Genomic DNA, 24,701 nt, shown 5'->3' with positions numbered 1-24,701 from the left:
GGCCCGCCCCCCCCCCCGGCGCCCCCCCCGCCGCCCCCCCCCCCCCCCCCCCCCCCCCCCCCCCCCCCCCCCCCCCCCGGATCGCCTTGCGTCAGCAAGGCGAAACCCTTCAGCGCACCGAGTTGACCGAGCTGTCGAGCAGGTGACGGGTGTAGGGGTCCTTCGCCTCCAGCCGCCGCATCTCGTCCACGCCCAGCACCTCGACGAAGCGGCCGTCCTTCATGACGGCGATGCGCTCGCAGAGGTGGCCCACCACGCCGAGGTCGTGGGAGACCATCACGTAGGTCAGCTCGTGTTCACGGCGCAGGTCGGCCAGCAGGTTGAGGATCTCGGCCTGCACGGAGACGTCGAGCGCGGAGGTCGGCTCGTCCAGCAGCAGGATCGCCGGATCGCAGGCGAGCGCGCGGGCGATGGCGACGCGCTGGCGCTGGCCGCCCGACAACTGGTGCGGGAAGCGGAAGCGGAAGCCGGCGCCGAGCCCCACGTCGTCGAGCAGCCGTCCGATGCGGGCGTCGATGTCGGGCACGCCGTGCAGGGTCATGGCTTCGGACAGCACGCGGTCGACGGTGTGGCGCGGGTGAAGCGAGGCATAGGGGTCCTGGAAGACCATCTGCACCTTGCGGTAGAAGTCCTTGCTGCGGGTCCGGCCCAGCGTTTCCCCGGCGACGGCCATGTGGCCGGACCATGTGGGTGCGAGGCCCGCGATGGCGCGCAGGATCGTCGACTTGCCGGAGCCGCTCTCGCCCACGAGGCCGAAGCTTTCGCCGTCGGCGACTTCGAAGCTCACGTCCTTCACGGCGTCGGCGCGCTGCGCGCCGGTGCCGAACCACACGTCGAGGTGGCGGATGTCGATGGCGCTCATATGCGGGCACTCACGGAGGGGGCTTCGCGCCATGCCGGGTCGCGTTGCAGCACCTCCAGCCTGTCGCGCGGGTGTTCGAGGTCGGGCACGGAGTTCAGGAGGCCCAGCGTGTAGGGGTGTTGCGCGTTGCGCAGTTCGGACGCCTTGCAGGTCTCGACGATCCGCCCGGCGTACATCACCGCGATGCGGTCGCAGAACTTGGCCACGAGGTTCAGGTCGTGGCTGATGAAGATCAGGCCCATGCCGCGGTCCTTCACCAGCTTGTCCATGATGTCGAGCACCTGAAGCTGCACCGAGACGTCGAGCGCGGAGGTCGGTTCGTCCGCGATCAGGATCTCCGGGTTGGGCAGCAGCATCATGGCGATCATGATCCGCTGGCCCATGCCGCCCGACACCTCGTGCGGGTAGAGGTCCATGACCCGGGCGGGGTCGCGGATGGCGACCTCGTCGAGCATGTCGAGCGCGCGCTTGCGGGCCTCGGCCCTCGACACCTTTTCGTGCGCGCGGAGCGCCTCGACCAGTTGCTGGCCGACGGGCATCACCGGGTTCAGCGAGAACTTGGGGTCCTGCATGACCATGGACACCCGGCCGCCGCGGAGCTGGCGCATGCGCGCGTCGGGCAGGGTCAGGATGTCCTCGCCGTGCACGGACAGACGGTCGGCGGTGACTTCGCCCGGCGGCTGGATCAGGCGCAGGACGGCGCGGCCGGTCATCGACTTGCCCGAACCGCTTTCGCCGACGATGCCCAGCCGTTCGCGGCCGAGCGTGAAGGAGATGCCGCGCACCGCGTCGAAGACGCCGGAGCGGGTGCGGAACTTCACCCATAGGTTTTCGACGTCGAGGAGGGGGTCTTCGGTCATGCGTTGCCCTCCTTCGGGTCGAGCACGTCGCGCAGCCCGTCGCCCAGCAGGTTGAAGGCGAGCGAGATGGCGAAGATCGCGATGCCGGGGATCGTGGCGACCCACCAGTAGTCGAGGATGTACTTGCGCCCCTCGGAGATCATCGCGCCCCATTCGGGGCTCGGTGGCTGCGCGCCGAGGCCGAGGAAGCCCAGCCCCGCGGCGGTCAGGATGATGCCCGCCATGTCGAGCGTCACCCGGATCACCAGCGACGAGATGCAGAGCGGCCAGATGTGTTTCGTCACGATGCGGAACGGTCCCGCGCCCTGCAGGCGGACGGCGTGGATGTAGTCGGAGTTGCGGATGGTCAGCGTTTCGGCGCGGGCGATCCGGGCGTAGGGCGGCCAGGCGGTCAGCGAGATCGCGAGCACCGCGTTCTCGATCCCTGCGCCGAGGGCGGCGACGAAGGCCAGTGCGAGGATCAGCCGCGGGAAGGCGAGGAAGATGTCGGTGATCCGCATCAGGACCACGTCCACCCAGCCTCCGGCATAGCCCGAGACGGTGCCCATGATCAGCCCGACGAGCGGCGCCACCATGGCCACGAGCAGCACGATGTAGATCGAGATCCGCGCGCCGTAGAGCAGGCGGGAGTAGATGTCGCGGCCGAGGCTGTCGGTGCCGAAGATATGGCCTTCGGCCCCCGGCGGCAGCAGGCGCGAGCCGAGGTCCTGGGCAAAGGGATCGTCGGTCGCCAGCAGCGGGGCGAAGATCGCGGCAAGGATCAGCACAAGGAGCACGATCAGCCCCAGCATCGCCAGCGGGTTCGACCGGAAGGTGAGCCAGCCCTTGTACCACGCCGAGAAGCGGGCCTGCCGGCGGGAGGTCGGCTCTTCGCTCAGGAGCCATGCGCGGAGGGACGTGTCGGTCATTTGGCCCTCGGATCGAAGAAGCGGTAGAGCAGGTCGGAGAAGATGTTGATGCCCACGAAGATGGTGCCGATCACGATGGTGCCGCCGAGGACGGAGTTCATGTCGTTGGCGAGCAGCGAGGTCGTGATGTACTGGCCGATGCCGGGCCATGCGAAGATGATTTCGGTCAGGACGGAGCCTTCGAGCAGGTTGGCGTAGGCCAGCGCGATCACCGTCACCAGCTGGATTCGGATGTTGCGGAAGGCGTGGCCCCAGATGACCTGTCGTTCCGACAGGCCCTTCACCCGCGCGGTGGTCACGTATTCGGAATTCAGCTGCTCCAGCATGAAGGAGCGGGTCATGCGGCTGATGTAGGCCATGGAGTAGTAGCCCAGCAGCGAGGCGGGCAGGATGATGTGCGAGAAGGCGTCCCTGAAGACGGTCCATTCGCCGCGCAGCGCGGAATCGACCAGCAGCATCCCGGTGATCGGTTCGACGATGCCCTGATAGAAGATGCCCAGCCGTCCGGGGCCCGCGACCCAGCCGAGGATGCCGTAGAACACCAGGAGCCCCACGAGGCCCAGCCAGAAGATCGGCATCGAATACCCGATGAGGCCGACGAACCGGGCGAGCTGGTCGATCCAGCTTCCGCGTTTGACGGCGGCGATGACCCCCAGCGGCACGCCGAGGACGACGCCGATCAGCGTGCCGAGCGTGGCGAGTTCCAGCGTGGCGGGGAAGACGCGGGCGATGTCGGTGGTGACTTCCTGCCCGGTGCGGATGGAGCGGCCGAGATCGCCGTGCAGCACGTCGTTGACGTAGATGCCGAACTGCACCAGCAGCGGCTTGTCGAGGCCGAGTTCAAGAAAGGTGGCGTCATATTGCGCCTGTGTCGCCCGTTCTCCGATGACGGCCAGAACGGGGTCGATCGGCATCACCCGGCCGATCATGAAGGTCACGAAGAGCAGACCGAGGATGGTCGCGGCAACGGTGGCTACGGTCCCCAGGGTCTTCTTGGCCCATGGGGGGAAGGACGGCATCTGCCGTCCTTCTCCAGTGGTGCTGTCGGTCATTACTTGGTGATGACCCAGTAGGAGACCGCGGTGGTCGCGCCGCCGGCGACGAAGTTCTCGACGCTTTCGCCCATGCCGTTCTGTTCGATCTGCTGGAACATCATGCCGAAGGGGCTGACCTGCTGGTGCTCGCGCTGAAGCTCCAGGTACATCTCGCGGCGCGCGTCGGTGTCGTTCTCGACGACGGCGGCCAGCGTCTTCTCGTTCATCGCGCCCGGATCCCAGGCGTTGCGCCATGCGAGGTAGCCGGTGTTGCCGGCCTCGTCGGCGTTGTCGGGGTTCAGCGCGAAGGTGCCGGCGTTGGTGTTCGGGTCCGGATAGTCCGGGCCCCATGCGCCCACGTAGATGTCATGCTCGCGCGCGCGGTAGCGGTCGAGCGTCTGCGCACCGGTGCCGACGATCAGTTCGACTTCGCAGCCGAGCTGGCCCCAGGTGTTCTGCAGCGACTGCGCGATGTCGAGACGTTCCTGCGCGTCGCGCACGGAGATCTCGATCGGCCCGCAGTCCGGGAAGCCCGATTCGGCCATGGCGGCCTTGGCGGCGTCCATGTCGAAGCCGTAGGGCTTTTCCTCGAGCGCGCCGAGGAAGGTCAGCGGCAGGAAGGCCTGGTGCACGGTGTACTGGCCCTTCAGGAAGGAGCCGGACATGCCGTCGTAGTCGACGGCGAGTTTCAGCGCCTCGAGCACCTTCGGGTCTGCCAGCATCTCGACCTTCTGGTTCGCGGACCAGTACATCAGGCGGCCGCGCAGTTCGTCGACGACCTTGACGCCCTCGACATCGGCAAGGCCCGCCACGTCCTCGGGCGAGAGGTTGCGCGCCACGTCGATGTCGCCGCGTTCGAGCTGAAGCCGCTGGGTGGCGGATTCCTGGATGTGCTGGACGATCACCCGCTCCATCGCCGGCTTGTCGCCGTGGTAGTTCGGGTTGAGGTCCATCAGGACGCTCTCGTTCGGCTTCCAGTCCACGACCTTGTAGGGGCCGGAGCCTGCGGTGTTGGTGCGCAGCCAGTCGCTGCCCATGTCACCGTCGACCTCGTTGGCCATGGCGGTTTCCATGTCGACGATCCCGCCGATGGTTGCGGTCAGGCAGTTCAGCACGAAGGACAGCGCGTAGGGCTTGTCCAGAGTCAGGACGAGCGTCTTGTCGTCGGTCGCCTTGATGGTTTCCTCGACGTTGTCGGCGGTGAAACCGAACTGCGTCAGGATGAACGCGGGCGTCTTGTCCAGCAGCACCGCGCGGCGCAGCGAGAACTCGGCGTCCTTGGCGGTCACCGGGTTGCCGGAGGAAAAGACATGCCCCTCGGCCATGGTGAAGGTGACGGTCTTGCCGTCCTCGGAGATCTCCCAGCTTTCGGCAAGCTGCGGCTGGTAGCCCGCGTCGAGGTCGAGCGGATCGAAGTTCACCAGCTTTTCGTAGACGTTGCGCGACACGTCGGCGCCTGCGAACTCGAAGCTTTCCGCCGGGTCGAAGGTCTTGATGTCGTCGATGCGGTTGGCGATCACCAGCATGTTCGGCGGGGTTTCCGCCATGACCGGGGCAGCAGTGCCCAGGGCCACGATTGCGGCCACCACGGCCGCTGTGAAGTTGGTCTTCATTTTAGTTACTCCCTGTTGTGTTTTTTGTTTGGTTACCGGTCACTCACCCCATGTCTTGCGCAGAACGCGCAACCAGTTCCTGTGTGTCACCCTGGCCATGAGATCGTCGTCGACACCGTGGTCCTTCAGCGCCGCCACAAGATTGGGCAGCCCTGCGATGTCGCGGATCGGGTCAGGCACGAGTGCGCCGTCGAAGTCCGATCCCAGGCCGACGCGATCCTCGCCCAGAGTTTCGACCAAATGGTCAAAATGTCGGAGCACTATGTCAAGCCCGAAGTCCGACTCCATGCGGCCGTCGGGCCTGAGAAAGGCGCTTGCGAAGTTGATGCCCACCATTCCGTCACTTTCACGGATCATGTGAAGCTGCCGGTCGGTGAGGTTGCGGGCGTGCGGCGTGATGGCGTGGGCGTTGGAATGCGTGGCGACCAACGGCGCGTCGGTGATCGCGGCCACGTCGTCCATGCCCTTCTCGTTCAGGTGCGAGAGGTCGATCATGATCTTCAACGAATTGCACTCGCGCACCAGCGCCTTGCCCGCGTCGGTGAGGCCGGGGCCGGTGTCGGGCGAGGAGGGGAAGCGGAAGGGGACGCCGTGGCCCCAGACGGTCGGCCTGCTCCAGACCGGCCCGAGGGAGCGCAGGCCGCGCGCGTGCCATTCGTGCAGGCGGGCGAAGTCCCGGTCCACGGCCTCCGCGCCCTCGATATGGGCAACGGCGGCCATTTCGGGTTTGGGCAGGGCCGCTGCAATGTCGTCGGCGGTCCGGCAGAGCGTCACGGCCCCCGCCGCGGCCAGGTCGTCGAGCGCGTCGAAGCCGCGGGTCGTCCAGTCGAGCGCCTCGTCCTCCGGCACGGGATCGGGGAGGGGGATGTCGTATTCCGGCTTGACCATCTCCTCGTAGCGCACGGCCTTGTTGCCGGGGGAGGGGACGAAGATCGCGAAGAAGCCGCCGCCGAAGCCGCCCTTGACCGCGCGGGGCTTGTCGATGTGGCCGCTGTCGAGGCCCTCGGCCACCCCTTGCGCCGTGACGTCGCCGCGCAAGAGGCGCAGCACCAGATCGTTATGGCCGTCGAAGACCGGGAAGTTGGTCATTCTGTCTCCAGTGTCTTTTTGAAACCGAGGTGCGAGGGCGTGAAGCCCGCACGCTCGTAGAAGCGGTGAGCGTCGTCCCTTTGGCGGTCGGAGGTCAACTGCACGAGGCGACAATTCCGGCTTTGCGCTTCCGCGACCGCCCAATCGAGCATCATCCGGCCAAGGCCCTGCCCGCGCCGCGCGGAGGAAACGCGCATCGCCTCGATCTGGGCGCGCCATGCGCCGTGGCGCGAGAGGCCGGGCAGGAAGGAGAGAAGGAGGGTGGCGACGATCTCTCCATCCTCTTCGCCCACGGCGAGGATGTGGTTGGGGTCTCTGTCGATCGCCTCGAAGGCCGAGAGGTAGGCGTCGTCCACCGCGCCCCCGTCCCGGTTCTTTCCCAGCCCGTCGTCGGCGTAGAGCGCGATCAGGGCAGGGAGGTCGGTGCGGGTGGCGGGGCGGATCGTCAGGGTCACAGGCGGCGGCCCTCCGCGTCGAAGCGGAAGGTTCGGGCGTCGTCGTAGTCGAAGGCCACGTCCTCGCCCACCTCCGTCAGGTCCTGCCCGAAGAGGCGCACTGTGAAGGTCTGGCCGTCCGGGGCGCGCACCAGAAGGTTGGTGTCGCCGCCCAGCCGTTCGACGTGGGTCACGGTGCCCTTCAGCCGTCCGGCGGGATCGGGGCGCAGGTACTCGGGGCGCACGCCCAGCACCTCGCCCGCGTTCAGGCCCGGCGCGTTCTCGATGAAGTTCATCGACGGCGCGCCGAGGAAACCCGCGACGAAGCGGTTGGCTGGGTTGTTGTAGAGCTCCATGGGGGAGCCTACCTGCTCGACCCGGCCATCGCGCAGCACGACGATGCGGTCGGCGAGGGTCATCGCCTCGATCTGGTCGTGGGTGACGTAGATCATCGAGGCGGCGAGGGTGCGGTGCAGGGCGGCGATCTCGACCCGGGTGTTCATCCGGAGCGCGGCGTCGAGGTTCGAGAGCGGTTCGTCGAAGAGGAACAGGCGCGGGTCGCGCACGATGGCACGGCCGATGGCGACGCGCTGGCGCTGGCCGCCCGACAGTTCGGCGGGGCGGCGCGACAGGTAGGGTTCGAGGTCCAGCATCTTCGCCGCCTTGGCGACCTGCTGCGCGACCTTGTCCTTCGGCGCGCCGTCCTGCTTCAGCCCCAGCCCCATGTTGTCCTTGACGCTCAGGTGCGGGTAAAGCGCGTAGCTCTGGAAGACCATCGCGATGCCGCGCTTGGCGGGGGGTGTGCCGTTCACCTGCTCGCCGCCAATGGAGACGGTGCCGGAGGTGGCCTCCTCCAGCCCGGCGATGACGCGCAGGAGGGTGGACTTGCCGCAGCCGGAAGGGCCGACGAAGACGACGAACTCGCCATCCTCCACGGTCAGGTTGATGTCCTTCAGGACGTGGGTCTTGCCGAAGGACTTGTTGACGTTTTCGAGGATCAGGGCGGTCATGTCACGTCTCCCGGTCTGACGGGTTGGCCGGTGCGGATGGAGAGGTCGGCGGCGAGGCAGATGGCAAGGCTGTCCACCGCCTCCTGCATGTGGCGGGTGAGGTCGGTGTCGTTCCGGATGGCCTCGATCAGGAAGGCCTGCTCGGCATCGCACAGCTCCTGGTGGCCGGGTTCGTCGGGGAGGTCGATGAAGCGGTCGTCGCCGGGGCGGTGCACTAGCAGGGCGCCGACGCGGGTGTGGCCGTCGACGGAATCGCTGTCGCCCTTGTCCGCGTCCTTGATCGACACGGCGCCGTTCGGGCTGACCACGTCCTTCACGAAGAAGGCGGTTTCGGACATCATCGGGCCCCAGCCGGCCTCGTACCAGCCGACGGAGCCATCCTCGAACCGGACCTGGAGCTGGCCGTAGTTGTACATATCCTCTGGGATCTCGTCCGAGAGGCGCAGGCCGATGCCGGTGACCTGCACGGGGCGCGAGCCGCAGATCTGGCACATCACGTCGACGTAATGCACACCGCAGTCGACGATGGGAGAGGTGGTCTGCATCAGCGCCTTGTGGGTTTCCCACGTCGCGCCCTCGGACTGCTGGTTGAGGTTCAGCCGGAACACGTAGGGGCCGCCGAGCGCCTTCGCCTCGTCGATCAGCCGCACCCACGAAGGGTGATGGCGCAGGATGTAGCCCACGACCAGCTTGCGGTTCAGGCGGGCTGCCGTCTCGGTCACGCGGCGGGCGTCGGTGACGGTCAGCGCCAGCGGTTTCTCGACGAAGACATGGGCACCGGCCTCCATCGCGGCGATGGCGTATTCGGCATGCGTGTCGGTATAGGTGGCGACGACGACAAGGTCAGGCTGCGTTTCTCCGAGGGCTGCGTGGAAGTCGGTGAAGACCGGGTAGGGCAGGCGGGGATCGGCGTCGGGCGAGCGCTTGACGATGCCGACGATCTCGCTGTCGGGATGGGTGTGGTGGGCCATGGCATGGGAGAAGCCCATGTTTCCGAGACCGGCGATGAGTACCTTCATTTGACGGCCCCCGAGGTGATGCCGCGGATCAGTTGCCGCGAGAAGATGACGTAAAGAACCATGACCGGCAGGATCGCCATGGAGAGCGCGGAGAGCACCGCGTTCCAGTCGGTCACGAACTGTCCGATGAAGACCTGGCTGCCGAGTGTGAGGGTCTTCACCTCTTCCGCCGGGGCGAGGATCAGCGGGAACCACAGGTCGTTCCAGATCGGGATCATGTTGAACACCGCCACGGTGGCGAGCGCCGGACGGACCAGCGGCAGCACGAGGCGGAAGAAGATCGCGTATTCGCTGAGCCCGTCGATGCGGCCCGCGTTCTTGAGGTCGTCGGAGACGCCCTTCATGAACTCCGACAGGATGAAAACGGCGAGCGGCAGGCCCTGCGCGGTGTAGACGAGGATCAGCGCCCACAGCGTGTTCACCAGCCCGGTGGAGACCATCATTTCAAGGATGGCGACGGTGCCGATGCGGATCGGGATCATGATCCCCAGCGCGAGGTAGAGCGCCATGATGGTGCTGCCCTTGAAGCGGTACTCGGCCAGCGCGAAGGCCGCCATGGCCCCGAAGAGCAGGATGAAGAACAGCGAGGCGACGGTGACGACGAAGGAGTTCTGGAAATAGAGGAAGAAGTCGCCCTGCTTCAGCACCGTCTCGTATCCCACGAGCGAGAAGCTCTCGCCGTTGGGCAGGGCCAGCGGTTCGCGGAAGATGGCGCGGCGGCTCTTGAAGCTGTTGACCACGATCACGAAGACCGGGAACAGCGCGATCAGCACGTAGAGGATCAGCGCGCCGTGCATGGCGAGGAGGTTCGGGGTGATGCGGCGTGTGGACATGACCTTCCCCTCAGAACTGGTAGTGGCGCAGGCGCCGCTGGATGCCGAAGAGGTAGATGCAGACCCCGATCAGGATGATCCCGAACATGGCGGAGGCGATGGCAGAGCCCATGTAGGGGTCGCCCAGCTGCAACTGGAAGCCGAAGAAGGTGCGGTACATGAAGGTGCCGAGGATGTCGGTGGAGAAATCCGGCCCCGCCAGTGCGCCCTGCGCGGCATAGATCAGGTCGAAGGCGTTGAAGTTGCCCACGAAGGTCAGGATCGAGATGATGCCGATCGACGGCAGGATCAGCGGCAGCTTGATCTTCCAGAAGGCCGAGAGGCCGGTGATGCCGTCGACCTCGCCTGCCTCGAGGATTTCCTCGGGGATCGACAGGAGGGCGGCGTAGATCAGCATCATCGGGATGCCGACGAACTGCCAGACGGAGATCAGCGCCAGCGTGGTCAGGGCGTATTCTTCCTTGCCCAGCCACGGCGCGAAAAGCGACTTGAGCCCGATGGCGTCCAGCATCGACGGCGCGATGCCCCAGATCGGCGAGAGGATCAGCTTCCACGCGAAGCCCACGATGACGAAGCTGAGGATGGTGGGGACGAAGATCGCGGTGCGGTAGAGGGCGGCGAACCGCAGTTTCGGCGAGGACAGGAGCGCCGCCAGCGCGACGCCGATGGGGTTCTGCACCAGCATGTGGATCAGGAAGAACCAGAAGTTGTTCGCCAGCGCGTTCCAGAACTGTTCGGACCAGTTCGGGTCGAGGAACAGGCGCCTGAAGTTGGCGAGCCCGACGAAAACGCGCGCCTTCTCCTCGGTGTTGAACAGCGCGAGGCGCAGGGTGTCGAACAGCGGGAAGATCATCACGGCCGTGTAGACCAGCACCGCGGGGGCGAGGAACACGACGACATGCCATCGGATGCGGCCCATGGGCTTTCACCTCGTCTGTCGGGGGAAAGGATCGGGCGGCAGACGCCCGGCGGGTCGGAGGTGGCCGGGCGAAGGGACGCCCGGCCGGAGGTCAGCTTACTGCTGGTTCTCGTACCAGGAGGCGAGGCCTTCCTGCAGACGGTTGGCCGCCTCTTCCGGGGTCTCCGTGCCCTTGATCACGGCAGCGGAGGCGTTCCACAGCTCGTTCTCGAGGTTCGGCGTGCCGCGCGACAGGATCTGGTAGGAGGACCGGATCGTGCTTTCGCACTCGTCACGCCAGCTTGCGAACTCGGCCGCCAGCGGGTCGGTGATCTCGACCGGGTCGGAGGCCAGCGGGTAGAAGCCCGGCAGCGCGTTGGCGAAGATCTTGGAGAATTCCGGCGACGCCACCCAGTTCAGGAAGGTCTTTGCCTCTTCCGGGTGCTCGGTCGCGGCATTCATGCCGATGCCGATGTCGGTGTGGTCGGAGATGTAGCAGGTATCGCCCTCGGCCACGACCGGCGGCGGGAAGGCCCCCATCTCGAACTCGGCGAGGTTGTTGAAGCCCGAAACTTCCCACGAACCCGCCGGGTAGATCGCCGCGCGGCCCAGGGTAAAGACGTTCTGGCTGTCGGGGTAGGTCTGCGCCTCGAAGCCGTCGCCCAGGTAGTCGCCCCACTTTGCCAGCTCGGAGAAGACCTCGGTGAACTGCGGGTCGTTCAGCTTTGCGTCGCCGGCGATCAGCGCGTTGCGGCCTTCCTCGCCCTTCCAGTAGGTCGGGCCGATGTTCTGGTAGCCCATGGTCGCGGCTTCCCACTGGTCGTTGGTGCCCATCGCCATCGGGATGTAGGTGCCGTCTTCCTTGATCTTGTTCAGGACGTCATAGAACTCCGCCACGGTGGTCGGCTCTTCGAGGCCCAGTTCCTCGAAGATCTCCTTGTTGTAGATGAAGCCGTGGATCACGGCGCCCATCGGAACGCAGAAGGGGTGTTCGCCGTCGTCGGTGATCCATGCGGATTTCGCCACGTCGGAGAAGTTCGCCATGCCTTCGAGGTCGGACAGGTCGGCAAGTTTGCCGCCTTCGTACAGCGCGAGCGAGGCGTCGAACGGGCGGCAGGTGATGATGTCGCCCGCCGACCCTGCGTCCAGCTTGGAGTTCAGGATGGCGTTGTATTCCGCCGGGGCGGAGGGGGTGAAGTTCAGCTTGATGCCGGGATGCTCGGCCTCGAAGGCCGGGATGATCTCGTCCTGCCAGATCGTCAGGTCGTCGTTGCGCCAGCTCTCGATGGTCAGCGTGACGTCCTGGGCCCATGCGCCGGTGCCCAGCACGCTCAGCAGAAGGGCGCCTTTGAGTGTCTTGGTCATGTGTCTTTCTCTCCTTGTTGGAAAAGGCCCTGTTTCAGGCTCTTCTGGTTTTCGGTGTCTCGGCCTGCAGCGCCTGCCGCAGGACCTGCCCGCTGGCATCGAGGATGCGGCGGGCGTCTTCGGGATCGTGCCCCAGCGCCACGAGGACGGCGGGTTTCACGTCGTATCCGGTGGCCTCCAGCGCGGCGCGGGCGGCGTCGGTGGGGACCGCTGCGATGCGGGCGACGATGGTTTCGGCCCGGGCGCGCAGCTTGATGTTGTCCGGGCGCAGGTTGACCATCATGCCGTCATGGACATGGCCCAGCAGCACCCCCGCGAGGGTCGAGATCATGTTGAGCGCGATCTTCTGCGCGGTGCCTGCGCCAAGGCGGGTCGACCCCTCGACCACCTCGGGCGGGGTGGGCAGCGGGATGGCCGTGTCCGCGAGGGTCAGCAGCGCGCTGTCCGGCGTGTTGGCGATGCCGATCACGGCGATGCCCTTTGCCTGCGCGGCCCGCGTCATCGCCAGCGCCTGCGGCGTGGTGCCGGAGGCGGAGATGGCGATCAGCAGGTCGCCGGGCGACATGGCGGCGGCGGCCGCCTCTGCCTCGGCTGTGTCGTCTTCGGTATGGCCGGGCATCCGCGCGTCGGTGGGAATGCCGCCCGCCATGACGATGCGGACCTGCGCCGGGTCGATGCCGTAGGTGCCGGGCAGTTCGCAGGCGTCCGCCAGCGCCATCAGGCCCGAGCTTCCGGCGGCGGCATAGACCACGGTCCCGCCATTGCGCAGGGTGTCGGCCATGCGGCGCGCGGCCTCCTCGATCCCCGGCAGGGCGTTCCCGACAGCACGCGCGGCGTCGGTCTGCGCATCCAGCATGGTGCGCAAGGCCGCATCAGGGCGCAGGGCGTCGATGGAGGTCATGGCGGCAGCCTTCGGTGAGTCGGGTGGCAGTTTTTAAAGACCATACCTAAACAATACCTTTAAGCAAGAACTCTTTTCAATTGGTCCTGTCCGGCGCAAATTTGCGGCTATTGGTATTGTTTTGGTGTTCCCATGCGCGCAGCCTCGTGGTATTGCTTGCGCCATGACAGAGGCACCCACACCCTTTGCGATCGGACTGGACGGCGGCGGAAGCGGCTGTCGCGTGGCGATCTGCGATGCCTCCGGCGCCATCCTCGGCCGGGGCGAGGGCGGGCCTGCCAACGCCACCACCGATTTCGACGGCACGGTTCGTCACCTTTGCGCGGCGCTCGACATTGCCTGCGTCGGTGCGGGCGTGACGGTCGCCGATCTGGCGGAGGTGCCCGCGCACGCGGGGCTGGCGGGGGTGATCTCGGTGGAAGTGGGCGACCGCGTGGCCGCCGCGCTGCCGCTGCGGCGGGTCACCGTGACCGAGGACAGCGACACCATGCTTGCCGGTGCGCTCGGGCCGCAGGACGGGGCGCTGGCCGCCATCGGCACCGGCAGCTTCTTTGCCCGGCAGGCCGGGGGCGTCTCGCGCAGTGTCGGCGGCTGGGGCTTCCAGCTTTCGGATCAGGCGTCGGGCGCGTGGCTGGGGCACGAGCTGATGAAGCTGGCCCTGCACGTGAGCGACGGGCTGGTGGCGGAGTCGCCGCTGGCGCGTGCCGTGCTGGACGAGATCGGCGGGCCGCCGGGCCTCGTCGCCTTTGGCCGCCGCGCCTTTGCACATGATTACGCCGCCTATGCCCCGCGCATCGTGGAGGCCGCGAAGGCCGGGGACAGCGCGGGCCTGTCGCTGATGTGGCAGGGCGCGACCTTCCTGCGGTTCGCGCTCGACGGGCTGGGGCACCGCGCGGGCGAACCGCTGTGCCTGACCGGCGGGGTGGGCGTGCACTATGCGCCCTACCTCGACGACCTGACGCTGATCGCCCCGAAGGGCAGCGCGCTCGACGGGGCGCTGGCGCTGGCGCGGAGGATCCCGGCATGAGCGTGGTCGACTTCCTGAAGCCGCACGACTGGTACAGGCCCGAGGCCGGGCCGCGCTACCTGCAGCTCCGCAACCGCCTGTCCGAGGGCGTGGACGGCGGGCTTCTGGCCCCGGGCAGCCCGCTGCCGCCCGAGCGCGAGATCGCCACGATCACCGAGTTCAGCCGCGTCACCGTCCGCAAGGCGATCCAGTCGCTGGTGGACGAGGGCCGGATCGTGCAGCGGCAGGGGTCCGGGTCCTTCGTCGCCTCGACCCCGGCGAAGGTGAACCAGACCCTGTCGCGCCTCACCTCCTTCACCGAGGACATGGCCCGCCGCGGCATGAGCGTCACGGTGCAATGGCTGGAGCGCGGTTTTTTCATGCCGACCCCTGAGGAGGTCGAGGCGCTGTCGCTTAAGGAAGGCGATTCCGTCGCCCGCATCGCGCGGCTGCGGCTGGCGGACGGTGCGCCGATGGCTATCGAGCGCGCCTCTCTGCCGACCGACATCCTGCCCAACCCGCTGGAGGTCACCCAGTCGCTTTACGCCGTGCTCGACGCCCATGGCACGCGGCCGGTGGTGGCGCTGCAGAAGATCACCGCCGTGATCGTCGACGGGCCGGACGCCGCCTTGCTGGACCTTGCTCCCGGAAGCGCAGGGCTGAGGATCGAACGGACCTCCAGCCTCGCCTCCGGGCGGGTCTGCGAATTCACCCAATCCCTCTACCGCGGCGATGCCTATACCTTCGTCGCCGAACTGCGCCTGCAGAAGGAAGACCGATGACCGAGACCCACATGCGGCGCGAAGTGCTGGAAATCCCCGATGCGGTGGAGCGGCTGCTGAGCCGTGGCGGCGACGCGATCCGGGGCGCGGCAGAGGCGCTGCGCGCGCGCGACCCGGCGTTCTTCGTCACCGTGGCGCGCGGCTCTTCGGACCATGCCGCAACCTACTTCAAGTACGTGGCCGAAATCCTCGCCGGGCTGCCCGTGGCCTCTGTCGGGCCGTCGGTCGCCTCGATCTACGGGGCGCGGCTGAAGGTAAAGGGCGCGGCCTGCCTTGCCGTGTCGCAATCGGGGATGAGCCCGGACATCGTCGCCATGGTGCGGATGATGCAGGAGGAAGGCGCGCTGACGGTCGGGCTGACCAACCACCTTGATTCCCGGCTGGCAGAGGTCTCGGACCACGCGCTTGCGTTGCACGCCGGGCCGGAGCTGTCGGTTGCGGCCACGAAGACCTTCGTGAACTCGGCGGTCGCGGGCGTCTGGCTGCTGGCGGAACTGGTGCAGGACGACGCGCTTAGGGCGGCGATCCATGGCCTGCCTCAGGCACTGGCAGAGGCCGTCTCCGCCGACTGGTCGCCGCTTGCCGCAGAGCTGCAGACGACAGACTCGCTCTATTGTCTCGGGCGCGGGCCGGTCTTTGCCTTCTCGAACGAGGCGGCGCTGAAGTTCAAGGAAACCTGCCAGCTGCACGCCGAAAGCTATTCCTCGGCAGAGGTGCTGCACGGTCCGGTCAGCATCGTCGAGCGCGGCTTCCCGGTGATCGCGCTGGCGGTGCAGGACGCGGCCCAGGGCGCGCTGATCGACGTGGCCGAACAGGTGGCCGCGAAGGGCGCGAAGGTCTTTACCACCTCGCGCAAGGCAACCACCGCGACGGCGTTGCCCGCGGTGCGCACGGGCCATCCGCTGACCGATCCGATCTCGTTGATCGCATCGTTTTACGCGATGGTCGAACAGGTCGCCGTGGCGCGCGGGGTGAATCCCGACGCGCCGCGCCACCTGCGCAAGGTGACGGAGACCACGTGATGCGCTACCTGCACGCCCCCGAGATCTTCGACGGCGTCCGCCACCTGACCGAGCACGCGCTGGCGGTGGAGGAAGGGCGGCTGAAGGCCATCTTGCCGCTGAAGGACGCACCGGAGGCCGAACGCCTCGACGGGACGATCCTTCCGGGGTTCGTCGACCTGCAGGTGAACGGCGGCGGTGGCGTGCTGTTCAACGAAGAGACCACGGTCGAGGGGCTGCGCACCATCGCGGAGGCACACGCCCGTACCGGCACGACGCATATCCTGCCGACGCTGATCACCGACACGCCGGACAAGGTGCGCGCCGCTATCGACGCGGTGGAGCAGGGGGTGGCGCAGGGCGTGCCGGGGATCGTGGGTCTGCATCTCGAAGGGCCGCACCTGTCGCTGGTCCGCAAGGGGGCGCACGACCCCGCCCTTATCCGTCCGATGACGGAGGCCGATGCCGCGGTGCTGACCGATGCCGCCGCCCGCCTGCCGAACCTGAAGGTGACGATCGCACCTGAATCCGTGCCGCTGGACATGGTGCACAGGCTGGTGCGCGCCGGGGTGATCCTGTCGCTGGGGCATACCGATTGCAGCTACGAGACCGCCTGCGCCTATTTCGACGCGGGCGTGCGCTGCGCCACGCATCTGTTCAACGCGATGAGCCAGATGGGCAACCGCGCGCCGGGCATGGTGGGGGCGATCCTTGACCGGCCCGACGTGTCCGCCGGGATCATCGCCGACGGCATCCACGTGCACACCGCCGCGCTGCGCATTGCGCTGAACGCGCACAAGGAGCAGGGGGCCTTGTTCCTCGTGACCGACGCCATGCCGCCGGTGGGCTCCGACATCACCGAATACGTTCTGAACGGGCGCCGCGTGCTGCGCCGCGACGGGCGGCTGACGCTGGAGGACGGGACGCTTGCCGGGGCCGACCTCGACATGCCGACCGCGCTGAAGGTGCTGGACGGGATCGGCGTGCCGCGCATCCGGGCGCTGGCGATGGCGACCTGCCTGCCGGCGCGGCTGCTCAGGGCCGCCGGGAACGCGGGTCATTTCAAGCCGGGCGACCGCTTCGACGGCATCCGGCTGGACCCCGAAGGGCGCTTCGTCCCGCTCTGACGGGTATCGGACCCTCGTAGCCGGGGTGCCGAATTGGTGTGCTTGAAGATCGGACGGAGGCCATGTGTGCCCTCGTCTCAGCGCCTGTGCCGCCGACCCACATGGATTTCCGATGCATGGAAGCCGGTTTGCCGTGGCCACCAATGGTGGCGTGCTGCCCGGCCCTCGCTGCCTGCAGGGCGGCCCTCCCCGGTTGTGACCTTTGTCAGAAACGCAACAAACAGACCGATATTTGCAATATTGGTCATCCCGCCGATTGGCTAACCTTATGACGGGAGACGCGCTCCGGCGCGGCGGACAAGGATTTTGGGGAGGACACATGTTCAGAATATCGAAAAGGACGCTTTGCCGTTCGATGGCCGGAGTGCTGGCGATGGCGGGGGCAACGGCCTGGGCGGGACCGGAGGACGACACCCTTCGCGTTGCGATGGCCGAGGAGATCCTCAATCTCGACTACAACTACACCACCAAGCGCGAATACATCATCCTTGCGCAGCTCACCGACGCCAAGCTGTTCGAGTTCGATCCCGAAACACAGGATGTGGAGCCGTCCGTTGCATCGGGTTTCGAATGGGTCGATGACACAACGCTCGACGTCATTTTGCGCGACGATGTCCTGTTTCACGACGGCAGCAAGCTGACCGCCGAGGACGTGGCCTACACCTACAACTGGCTGCGCAATCCCGACAGCGAGGCGAACGCGACGGGCGTGGTGGAGCGCTGGCTGGAGAGCGCCGAGGTCGTGGCGCCGGACCGTGTCCGGTTCCACATGACATCGGTCTATCCGCTTGTGCTGCGCGACATGGCCAGCAGGATCATGCTGCGCAAGGACGGCACCTACGACGCGGGCGGCGAGATCGACCGCGACGCCATGTCGAGCGACCTTGTGGCGACGGGCCCCTATCGCGTCGAAAGCTTCGAGCCGGCGACCGAGCTGGTTTTGAAACGGTTCGACGGCTATTTCGGCGAGGCCCCGGCCATCGAGACCATCGTGGTGCGCAACATCCCCGACATCGGCACCCAGCAGGCGGAGCTGATGTCCGGCGGGATCGACTGGATGTTCAAGGTGCCCGAGGACGTGGCCGCAGCAGCAGGCGCCCATCCGGCGGTGGAGTACCTGAGCGGGCCGGACCTTCGCGTCGGCTTCGTGGTTCTGGATGCCGCGGGCTGGACCGATCCCGAAGGGCCGCTGACCGACGTGAAGGTGCGCCAGGCGATCAATCACGCGATCAACACGCCGGAGATCGCGGAGTTCCTGATGGGCGGATCGTCCGAACCGATCCACACCGCCTGCCACCCCGCCCAGTTCGGCTGCGACCAATCGGTGACGCGCTATGAATACGATCCGGAAAAGGCAAAGGCGCTGCTGGCCGAGGCGGGCTACCCCGATGGCTTTCCGCTCGACCTCTGGGCCTACCGCGACAAGCCGGTGGCAGAGGCGGTGGCGTCCGATCTTGCGGCGGCGGGGATCGACGTCAACCTGCGCTACGTGAAGCTGGAGAGCCTGAACCAGGCGCGCGCTTCCCGCGACATCGCGGCCTACATCGGGACGTGGGGGTCGGGCGGGACCGCCGACACGGCGGCGATTGCGCAGATCCACTTCGGCGACTCCGACCGTAACCTGACCGGCGACGACGCACTGTCCGGGATGGTCGCCGCCGCCGAGCAGACCGCCGATCCCCAAGAGCGCAAGGCCTTCTATACGGAGGCCCTGGGCCGGATCGCGGATCAGGCCTACTGGGCGCCGCTGGTGTCCTACACGGCGAATTATCTCGTCGCCTCTGACCTCGATTTCCCGCTCAGCCCCGACGGCCTTCCCCGGCTGCAGCAGGCCAGCTGGAAATGAAACCGGAACCGCGGGCGGGCAACCGCCCGCCCGCTTCCCGCAGGACACGATAAGACATGCTCAAATACATCGCACTCAAGAGCCTGCTCGCGATCCTCGTCGCCTTCACGGTCTCCCTCGCGGCGTTCCTTCTGCTGAACGTCGCCTCCGACCCCGCGCAGGCCATCGCGGGCGAGGATGCCACGCCCGACGTCGTCGAGACGATCCGCGCCCGCTACGGCCTCGATCGGCCGATATACGAGCGGTACGTGTCGTGGCTGGCCGGGGTGGCGACCGGCGACTTCGGCGAAAGCTACTACTGGCACAAGCCGGTGGCCGAACTGGTCGCCGACCGCGCCGACGAGACGCTGACGCTGGCGCTGTCGGCACTGCTGGTCACCATCGTGATCGCCATTCCGCTCGGTGCGCTGGCCGGTCTCAACCCCAATTCGTGGATCGACCGCATGGCGCTGGGGGTCGCGGTCTCGGCGCAGGCCATCCCGAATTTCTGGCTTGGCCTGATCATGATCATCCTCTTCGCGGTGATGATCCCCATCTTCCCGGTCTCGGGCGACAACACCTGGTATCACTTCGTGCTGCCCGCGATCGTGCTGGGCGCCTCCTCGGTGCCCGCGGTGATGCGGCTGACACGGACCGGGCTGATCGAGGTGATGAGCGCCGACTACATCCGCACCGCCCGGTCCAAGGGCTTTCGCGGCACCACGCTCCTGCGGCGGCATGCCCTGCGCAACGCCATCCTGCCGGTGATCTCGGTGCTGGCGGTGCAACTGGGCCAGAAGTTCGGAGGCTCGGTCATCACCGAGAGCATCTTTGCGATCAACGGGCTGGGGCGGCTGGCGCTGGAATCCATCCTCGGGGCCGACATCCCGACGGTACAGATGCTGATCTTCGTCTTCGCAATCGTCTTCGTAGCCATGAACCTGCTCGCCGACATCCTGAATGCGGCGCTCGACCCGAGGATCAGAATCGGATGACCGACACGGATATCTCAATCGCGGCCGTCGAAACCCGGCCCGAAGCCGAGGGCCTTTCCCCGGGCCAGGTGTTCCGCCAGAGGATGTTCGGCCACACCGGCTTCCTGATCGGCGCGGGCCTCATCGCCCTGATGACGCTGGTCGCGATCTTCGCGCCGCTGCTGGCGCCGCACGATCCCTTTGCGCAGAACCTTTCGGCGCGGATGCTGCCGCCGTTCTGGGGCGAGGGCGGATCGCCCGAGTACCTGCTGGGCACGGACCAGAACGGGCGCGATTATCTCAGCCGGCTGATCTACGGCACGCGCATCTCGATCACCATCGGCATCGGCGCGGCCAGCATCGGGCTGCTGATCGGGGTCACGGCGGGGGTGCTCGCCGGGTACTTCGGCGGCTGGGTCGATCACGCCATCAGCTTTCTGCTGACCGCCCAGCTTGCGCTGCCGGGTCTTCTGCTGGCCATGGCGCTGGTCTTCATCATCGGCCCGTCGATCTGGGTGGTGATCGGGATCGTCGGTGTGCTGCACTGGACCTATTACCTGGTGGTCACCCGTTCGGCCACGCAGCGCCTGCGCAACCTCGATTTCGTCGCGGCGGCGGCCTCGTCGGGGGCCAGCGCGCCGAAAATCATCCTGCACGAGATCCTGCCCAACCTCGTGCCGCAGATCATCGTGATCTTCACCTTCGAACTGGGCATCGCGATCCTCGCGGAATCGAGCCTGTCCTTCCTCGGGGTCGGCATCCAGCCGCCCACGCCCTCCTGGGGCCTGATGATCGCCGAGGGCAAGCAATCCATGTTCTTCCGCCCGTGGCTGGTGGTGCTGCCCGGCATCTGCCTGTTCCTGCTGGTCATCGGGGCGAACCTGATGGGTGACGGATTGCGGGACATCACTTCGCCGGAGGGGCGCAACGAATGACGAGCTTTCTCGAAATCGCCAACCTGAACGTGAGCATCCGCCTGCCGCATGGCCGGCTACGCGCGGTGCGCGACACCACCCTGACGCTGGAGAAGGGTGAGTCGCTTGGCATCGTCGGCGAAAGCGGGTCGGGCAAGTCCATGACGGCGCTGGCGCTGATGCGGCTTCTGCCGCGCAGCGCAACCTGCGAGGCTGAGGTGCTTCGGTTCGACGGTCTGGACCTCGCGACGCTCGACGACCGCCGGTTCGCCCATACGGTCCCGGGCACCGGCATCGGCATGATCTTCCAGGAGCCGATGACCTCGCTCAATCCGGTCTACACCATCGGGCGCCAGATGACCGAGGCCGCGGTCTATCGCGGGCTGATGTCGTCGGGCGAGGCGCGGAAGAAGGCGATTGCGCTGCTAGACCGCGTGGGCATTCCCGACCCCGAGGGCCGGATGTCGCAGTACCCGCACCAGATGTCGGGCGGCCAGCGTCAGCGTGTGATGATCGCGATGACTTTGATGCTCGACCCGAAACTGCTGATCGCGGACGAGCCGACGACCGCGCTCGACGTGACGGTGCAGGCGCAGATCCTCGACCTGCTGGACGATCTGCGGCGCGAACGCGACATGGGCATGATCCTGATCTCGCACGACCTGGCAGTGGTCGCGCAGCGCACCGATGCGGTTGCGGTCATGTACGGCGGGGAAATCGTAGAACAGGGGCCGGCGGATGCGGTGCTGCGCAAGCCTTCGCATCCGTATACCCAGTCGCTCCTGAACGCGATCCCGCAGCTTTCGGGGTCGCCCGGCCGTCTCGGCGCGATCCCCGGGGTGGTGTCGACCGTGATGGAGGAACCGACGGCCTGCATCTTTGCCCCCAGGTGCGCACATGCCCACGCCGCCTGTACCGCGCACCGCCCGCCGGTGCGCGAGCATGACGCCGGGCATACCTGCCGCTGCGTGCTGGAAACGCCGCCCGCGGTGGAAACGTCGCTCACGCCCCTCCGCGCGGCCAAGCCTGCGCCGGATGCCGAGGCGGTGCTGTCGGCGCGCAACATCACCCGGGTCTACCAGTCGCGGCGGGGCATGTTCGGCCCGATGCGCGAGATCAGGGCGCTGGACGGTCTGACCGTGGACCTGCGCAAGGGCGAAACGCTCGCTATCATCGGCGAAAGCGGATCGGGCAAGTCGACGCTGGCGCGCATCCTGCTGGGCCTCGACGAGCCAACCTCGGGAGAGGTCTTCATGCTGGGACGTCCGGTCGCAAGCCTTTCGACGAAGGAACGCGCCCGGTTCGTCCAGCCGGTGTTCCAGGATCCCTATTCCTCGCTCAACCCGCGGCGGCGGCTTGCGGATATCATCGCCTGGCCGCTGCAGCTGACCGGGGAATACGATGCGGCCACACGTCAGGCGAAGGTCCGCGACGCGCTGGATCTGGTGGGGCTGCCGCGACGGTTGCTGCACGCCTATCCTTCGCAGTTGTCGGGCGGCCAGCGGCAGAGGGTGGCGATTGCCCGGGCGCTTGTCACCAGGCCGGAGATCCTCGTTTGCGATGAGCCGACCTCCGCGCTCGACGTCTCGATCCAGGCGCAGATCCTGAACCTGCTCGACGATCTGAAGGCCGAGATGGGCCTGACCAACCTGTTCATCACCCACGACATGGCGGTGGTGCACCAGATCGCCGACCGGGTGGTGGTGATGCTCGATGGCCGGATGGTCGAGGAGGGCGATGCGCGGCAGGTCCTGCGCGCGCCTGCGAACGCGTACACGCGCCGGCTGGTGGCCGCGGCGCCCCGCTTCGATGCCATCTCGCCGGAACATGAGGACGTGCAATGAATTCGCCCGTAAGCGGTCTTGAGCACAGCGGACGGCCCGGTGGCGCGCTGACTCCGCAGACCCTGTTTTCCCGTGAATCGCTCTGGCAATCCTGGCTGGACGTGGAGGCCGCGCTGGCAGAGATCCAGGCCGAGATGGGGATGATCCCGGACTGGGCGGCCACGCAGATCCGGCAGGCCGCGACCGTCGACCAGATCGGCGCCGATGTTCTGGAACGACACATCCGCCGGACGATGGCGCCGGTCATGTCGCTCACGAGGCTGCTGGCGGAGGCCGCCGGTGAGGCGGGCAGTTACGTGCATTGGGGCGCCACGACGCAGAACGTCATGCAGACGGGCCGCATCCTGCTGATCCGCGAGGCGGACGAGGCGATCCGGACCAATCTCGCCACGGCGCTGCGGCTGCTGGCCGGGCTGGCCGACGAACACGCCACGACCCTGATGGCGGGCCGCACCAACCGCCAGCACGCGCTGCCGATCACCTTCGGGTTCAAGGTCGCGGGCTGGATCGAGGAACTGGGCCGTGCGGTGCAGCGGCTGGACGGCGGCGCGGACCGGCTGTTCTCGCTGCCATTCGGGGGCGCGGTCGGCGCCTTCCACGCCTACGGGCCGGAGGGGCAGGAGCTGCACCGCCGTCTTGCCGAACGGCTGGGGTTGCGCGACCTGCTGGTGCCCGGCCGCGCGGTCAACGACCTTTTCGCGGATTACGTCATCCAGCTTTGCCTGCTGGCCATGACGATCGAGCGGATCGCGGGCGAAATCTACCTGCTGATGACGCAGGAGGTGGGCGAGCTTGCCGAGCGGCTGGAGGAGGGCACGGTCGGCTCGTCGACCATGCCGCACAAGATCAATCCTAAATTCGTGGTCCGCGTCCTGTCCGAAGCCGCCGAGCTGCGGAACATGTCGGCCATGGCGCTGGAAACCGGGCGGACGAGCCACGAGGGCGACGCGGCGGTCAACCAGTTGCTGGGGTCGATGCTGGATCGGGCCGTGCCGCTGGCCTGGCAACTGAGCGAAGGCTTCCATGTCCTGCTGTCGCGCACCTCCGTCGACGTGGTCCGGATGGAGCTCAACACCCGCCTGACCCAGGGCGGGATCGCGACCGAGAACCTGATGATGAAGCTGGCGCCCAGGACCGGGCGCGCGAATGCGCACGACATGGTGCATCACGCGCTTGGAAAACCTCGGGCGGACGGGGAGAGCGTCGTCGAAATCCTGCAATCGGATGCCGCCATCGCGGACCATCTGACGCGCGACGAGATCCGTCTGGCGCTCGACCCCGCGGAGTACTGCGGAGACAGCGAACGCATCGCGCGGGAGGCAGCCGACATGGCGCGTGCCATCGCGGACCGGCTGGGCCTCGTCAGATCAGGTACATGAGGTCCGCCACCGCCGGGTAGGTGGCGCGCTGTTCCTCGACGTGGTCGCTCAGCGCGTCGAGGAACGGCTCTGCCAGGACGGGCCGCGATCCCTTGGCAAAGATCGCGGCGTAGGTGATCCAGTTGTCGCCTTCCACCGGCCGCAGCACATGGCGGTCGTGCAGGATGGCGGGGAAGAAGACCAGATCGCTGAGGGTCAGGCCGATGCCACTGCGCACCATTTCGATGGTCACAACGGTCGAACCCGTCTGGAACAGGATCCGCGGCCGGTAGCCCGCGCTGCCCATCAGTTCATCGAGCCGCACCCGCCACCGCTGACCTGCGGCCAGGGTCACGAACGGTTCTTCGGCCAGCCGATCCACCGGGATCTCCTGCAGTTCTGCCAGCGGATGGTCGCGGGGCAGCAGGATGCACAGGCGCGCGCGCAGGATCGGGACGATGTCCAGCGGCACGATCTCGTTCTCCACCGGAAGAGAGATCAGCCCCACGTCGTAGCCGCCCGCGGCCACCTTGCTCTCGATGGCGAACCGGCTTTCGACCTGGATGTTGCAGTTGCTGTTGCCCGCGGCTGCGTAGATCCGCGCCAGCGCCGGCACCACCAGCCCGTTCGCCAGCGGGGCCGCCGCCACGATGGACAGGGTCCGGTTGCCCCGGCTCGCGATGTCGCGGGCGATGTGCGGGATCTCCTTCAGCCCGTCGAGCGTGTTGGATATCTGCTGGTAGAACAACGTGCCGTGTTCGGTCAGTTCCAGCGCGCGGCGCGACCGCGAGAACAGGGTCAGCCCGAGCTGGTATTCGAGCTGCGTCAGCAGGCGGCTGGCGGCCGAATGCGACATGTTCGATCTGTTCGCAGCCTCCGACAGGGTGCCGGTGACCACGATGTCCCGAAAGAGCTGGAGGCCACGCAGGTTCATCGCCACTTTCTGTTGCGTTTCTTGCAACAGAAGGCATCAAGACAGCAATTTTGTCAAATGCGGCCGCAAGCTAACCTTTCCTCAGCCGCACCAATGAGACCCTTGAACAA

General features: G+C 67.1%; 23 protein-coding genes. 9 read left to right on the top strand and 14 right to left on the bottom strand.

The window, feature by feature from the left end; translation table 11 throughout:
- Nucleotides 1-109: 109 nt before the first annotated feature.
- From ACU0DV_RS00405 to ACU0DV_RS00345, 13 genes are all read right to left on the bottom strand, one after another.
- Entirely contained in the window at nucleotides 110-862 is a 753-nt protein-coding gene (locus tag ACU0DV_RS00405) for an ABC transporter ATP-binding protein (protein WP_100931514.1), read from the bottom strand.
- The gene (locus tag ACU0DV_RS00400; RefSeq protein WP_370314055.1) at nucleotides 859-1,722 is read right to left on the bottom strand and encodes an ABC transporter ATP-binding protein; all 864 of its coding nucleotides are present in this window, start codon (nucleotides 1,720-1,722) and stop codon (nucleotides 859-861) included. The genes ACU0DV_RS00405 and ACU0DV_RS00400 overlap by 4 nt, the downstream gene beginning before the upstream one ends.
- A complete protein-coding gene (locus tag ACU0DV_RS00395; RefSeq protein ID WP_100931512.1) occupies nucleotides 1,719-2,630 on the bottom strand; it encodes an ABC transporter permease in 912 nt (303 codons plus the stop codon). Before ACU0DV_RS00395 ends, ACU0DV_RS00400 begins: the two co-directional genes overlap by 4 nt.
- On the bottom strand, nucleotides 2,627-3,649 hold the full coding sequence (locus ACU0DV_RS00390) for an ABC transporter permease (protein ID WP_198521933.1): 1,023 nt from the start codon (nucleotides 3,647-3,649) through the stop codon (nucleotides 2,627-2,629). Before ACU0DV_RS00390 ends, ACU0DV_RS00395 begins: the two co-directional genes overlap by 4 nt.
- Before the next feature lie 32 nt (nucleotides 3,650-3,681).
- Nucleotides 3,682-5,277: an ABC transporter substrate-binding protein gene (locus ACU0DV_RS00385; RefSeq protein WP_283983649.1), complete on the bottom strand. Its 1,596-nt coding sequence runs from the start codon at nucleotides 5,275-5,277 to the stop codon at nucleotides 3,682-3,684.
- A gap of 39 nt (nucleotides 5,278-5,316) precedes the next feature.
- On the bottom strand, nucleotides 5,317-6,366 hold the full coding sequence (locus ACU0DV_RS00380) for a dipeptidase (RefSeq protein ID WP_446240562.1): 1,050 nt from the start codon (nucleotides 6,364-6,366) through the stop codon (nucleotides 5,317-5,319).
- Nucleotides 6,363-6,821, bottom strand: a complete 459-nt coding sequence (locus ACU0DV_RS00375; RefSeq protein ID WP_446240561.1) for an N-acetyltransferase family protein — start codon at nucleotides 6,819-6,821, stop codon at nucleotides 6,363-6,365. Before ACU0DV_RS00375 ends, ACU0DV_RS00380 begins: the two co-directional genes overlap by 4 nt.
- The gene (locus ACU0DV_RS00370; protein ID WP_370314052.1) at nucleotides 6,818-7,810 is read right to left on the bottom strand and encodes an ABC transporter ATP-binding protein; all 993 of its coding nucleotides are present in this window, start codon (nucleotides 7,808-7,810) and stop codon (nucleotides 6,818-6,820) included. The genes ACU0DV_RS00375 and ACU0DV_RS00370 overlap by 4 nt, the downstream gene beginning before the upstream one ends.
- Nucleotides 7,807-8,829, bottom strand: coding sequence for a Gfo/Idh/MocA family protein (locus tag ACU0DV_RS00365; RefSeq protein ID WP_446240560.1), 1,023 nt, complete (start codon nucleotides 8,827-8,829; stop codon nucleotides 7,807-7,809). Before ACU0DV_RS00365 ends, ACU0DV_RS00370 begins: the two co-directional genes overlap by 4 nt.
- Nucleotides 8,826-9,662, bottom strand: a complete 837-nt coding sequence (locus tag ACU0DV_RS00360; RefSeq protein ID WP_100931506.1) for a carbohydrate ABC transporter permease — start codon at nucleotides 9,660-9,662, stop codon at nucleotides 8,826-8,828. Before ACU0DV_RS00360 ends, ACU0DV_RS00365 begins: the two co-directional genes overlap by 4 nt.
- A gap of 10 nt (nucleotides 9,663-9,672) precedes the next feature.
- The gene (locus ACU0DV_RS00355; RefSeq protein ID WP_370314049.1) at nucleotides 9,673-10,581 is read right to left on the bottom strand and encodes a carbohydrate ABC transporter permease; all 909 of its coding nucleotides are present in this window, start codon (nucleotides 10,579-10,581) and stop codon (nucleotides 9,673-9,675) included.
- Nucleotides 10,582-10,677: 96 nt separating this feature from the next.
- A complete protein-coding gene (locus ACU0DV_RS00350; protein ID WP_370314048.1) occupies nucleotides 10,678-11,925 on the bottom strand; it encodes an ABC transporter substrate-binding protein in 1,248 nt (415 codons plus the stop codon).
- A 34-nt stretch (nucleotides 11,926-11,959) separates the two neighbouring features.
- On the bottom strand, nucleotides 11,960-12,826 hold the full coding sequence (locus tag ACU0DV_RS00345; RefSeq protein WP_446240559.1) for an N-acetylmuramic acid 6-phosphate etherase: 867 nt from the start codon (nucleotides 12,824-12,826) through the stop codon (nucleotides 11,960-11,962).
- Between the two features lie 163 nt (nucleotides 12,827-12,989).
- Here ACU0DV_RS00345 and ACU0DV_RS00340 point away from each other — a divergent pair, with 163 nt between their 5' ends.
- The 9 genes from ACU0DV_RS00340 (at nucleotide 12,990) to ACU0DV_RS00300 (ending at nucleotide 23,678) form a co-directional block, all read left to right on the top strand.
- Nucleotides 12,990-13,853 carry a BadF/BadG/BcrA/BcrD ATPase family protein gene (locus ACU0DV_RS00340; protein WP_446240558.1) on the top strand — a complete coding sequence of 288 codons (864 nt, stop codon included), beginning with the start codon at nucleotides 12,990-12,992 and terminating at the stop codon, nucleotides 13,851-13,853.
- Nucleotides 13,850-14,614, top strand: coding sequence for a GntR family transcriptional regulator (locus ACU0DV_RS00335; RefSeq protein WP_100931501.1), 765 nt, complete (start codon nucleotides 13,850-13,852; stop codon nucleotides 14,612-14,614). The genes ACU0DV_RS00340 and ACU0DV_RS00335 overlap by 4 nt, the downstream gene beginning before the upstream one ends.
- Nucleotides 14,611-15,636 carry an SIS domain-containing protein gene (locus ACU0DV_RS00330; protein ID WP_446240557.1) on the top strand — a complete coding sequence of 342 codons (1,026 nt, stop codon included), beginning with the start codon at nucleotides 14,611-14,613 and terminating at the stop codon, nucleotides 15,634-15,636. The genes ACU0DV_RS00335 and ACU0DV_RS00330 overlap by 4 nt, the downstream gene beginning before the upstream one ends.
- Complete coding sequence (gene nagA / locus ACU0DV_RS00325; protein WP_446240556.1) at nucleotides 15,636-16,742, top strand: N-acetylglucosamine-6-phosphate deacetylase; 1,107 nt, start codon at nucleotides 15,636-15,638, stop codon at nucleotides 16,740-16,742. The genes ACU0DV_RS00330 and nagA overlap by 1 nt, the downstream gene beginning before the upstream one ends.
- Before the next feature lie 355 nt (nucleotides 16,743-17,097).
- Complete coding sequence (locus tag ACU0DV_RS00320) at nucleotides 17,098-18,588, top strand: ABC transporter substrate-binding protein (protein WP_446240555.1); 1,491 nt, start codon at nucleotides 17,098-17,100, stop codon at nucleotides 18,586-18,588.
- Between the two features lie 56 nt (nucleotides 18,589-18,644).
- Nucleotides 18,645-19,562, top strand: a complete 918-nt coding sequence (locus ACU0DV_RS00315; protein ID WP_100931497.1) for an ABC transporter permease — start codon at nucleotides 18,645-18,647, stop codon at nucleotides 19,560-19,562.
- Entirely contained in the window at nucleotides 19,559-20,476 is a 918-nt protein-coding gene (locus ACU0DV_RS00310) for an ABC transporter permease (RefSeq protein WP_283983660.1), read from the top strand. Before ACU0DV_RS00315 ends, ACU0DV_RS00310 begins: the two co-directional genes overlap by 4 nt.
- On the top strand, nucleotides 20,473-22,299 hold the full coding sequence (locus ACU0DV_RS00305) for a dipeptide ABC transporter ATP-binding protein (RefSeq protein WP_446240554.1): 1,827 nt from the start codon (nucleotides 20,473-20,475) through the stop codon (nucleotides 22,297-22,299). The genes ACU0DV_RS00310 and ACU0DV_RS00305 overlap by 4 nt, the downstream gene beginning before the upstream one ends.
- Entirely contained in the window at nucleotides 22,296-23,678 is a 1,383-nt protein-coding gene (locus ACU0DV_RS00300; protein WP_446240553.1) for a lyase family protein, read from the top strand. The genes ACU0DV_RS00305 and ACU0DV_RS00300 overlap by 4 nt, the downstream gene beginning before the upstream one ends.
- On the opposite strand, the gene ACU0DV_RS00295 is transcribed toward ACU0DV_RS00300, so the two are convergent.
- Nucleotides 23,662-24,591, bottom strand: coding sequence for a LysR substrate-binding domain-containing protein (locus tag ACU0DV_RS00295; protein WP_446240552.1), 930 nt, complete (start codon nucleotides 24,589-24,591; stop codon nucleotides 23,662-23,664). The genes ACU0DV_RS00300 and ACU0DV_RS00295 overlap by 17 nt on opposite strands.
- Nucleotides 24,592-24,701 lie beyond the last annotated feature (110 nt).

Source organism: Sagittula sp. (assembly GCF_052825245.1).
This window is presented reverse-complemented; position numbering and strand designations above follow the sequence as displayed.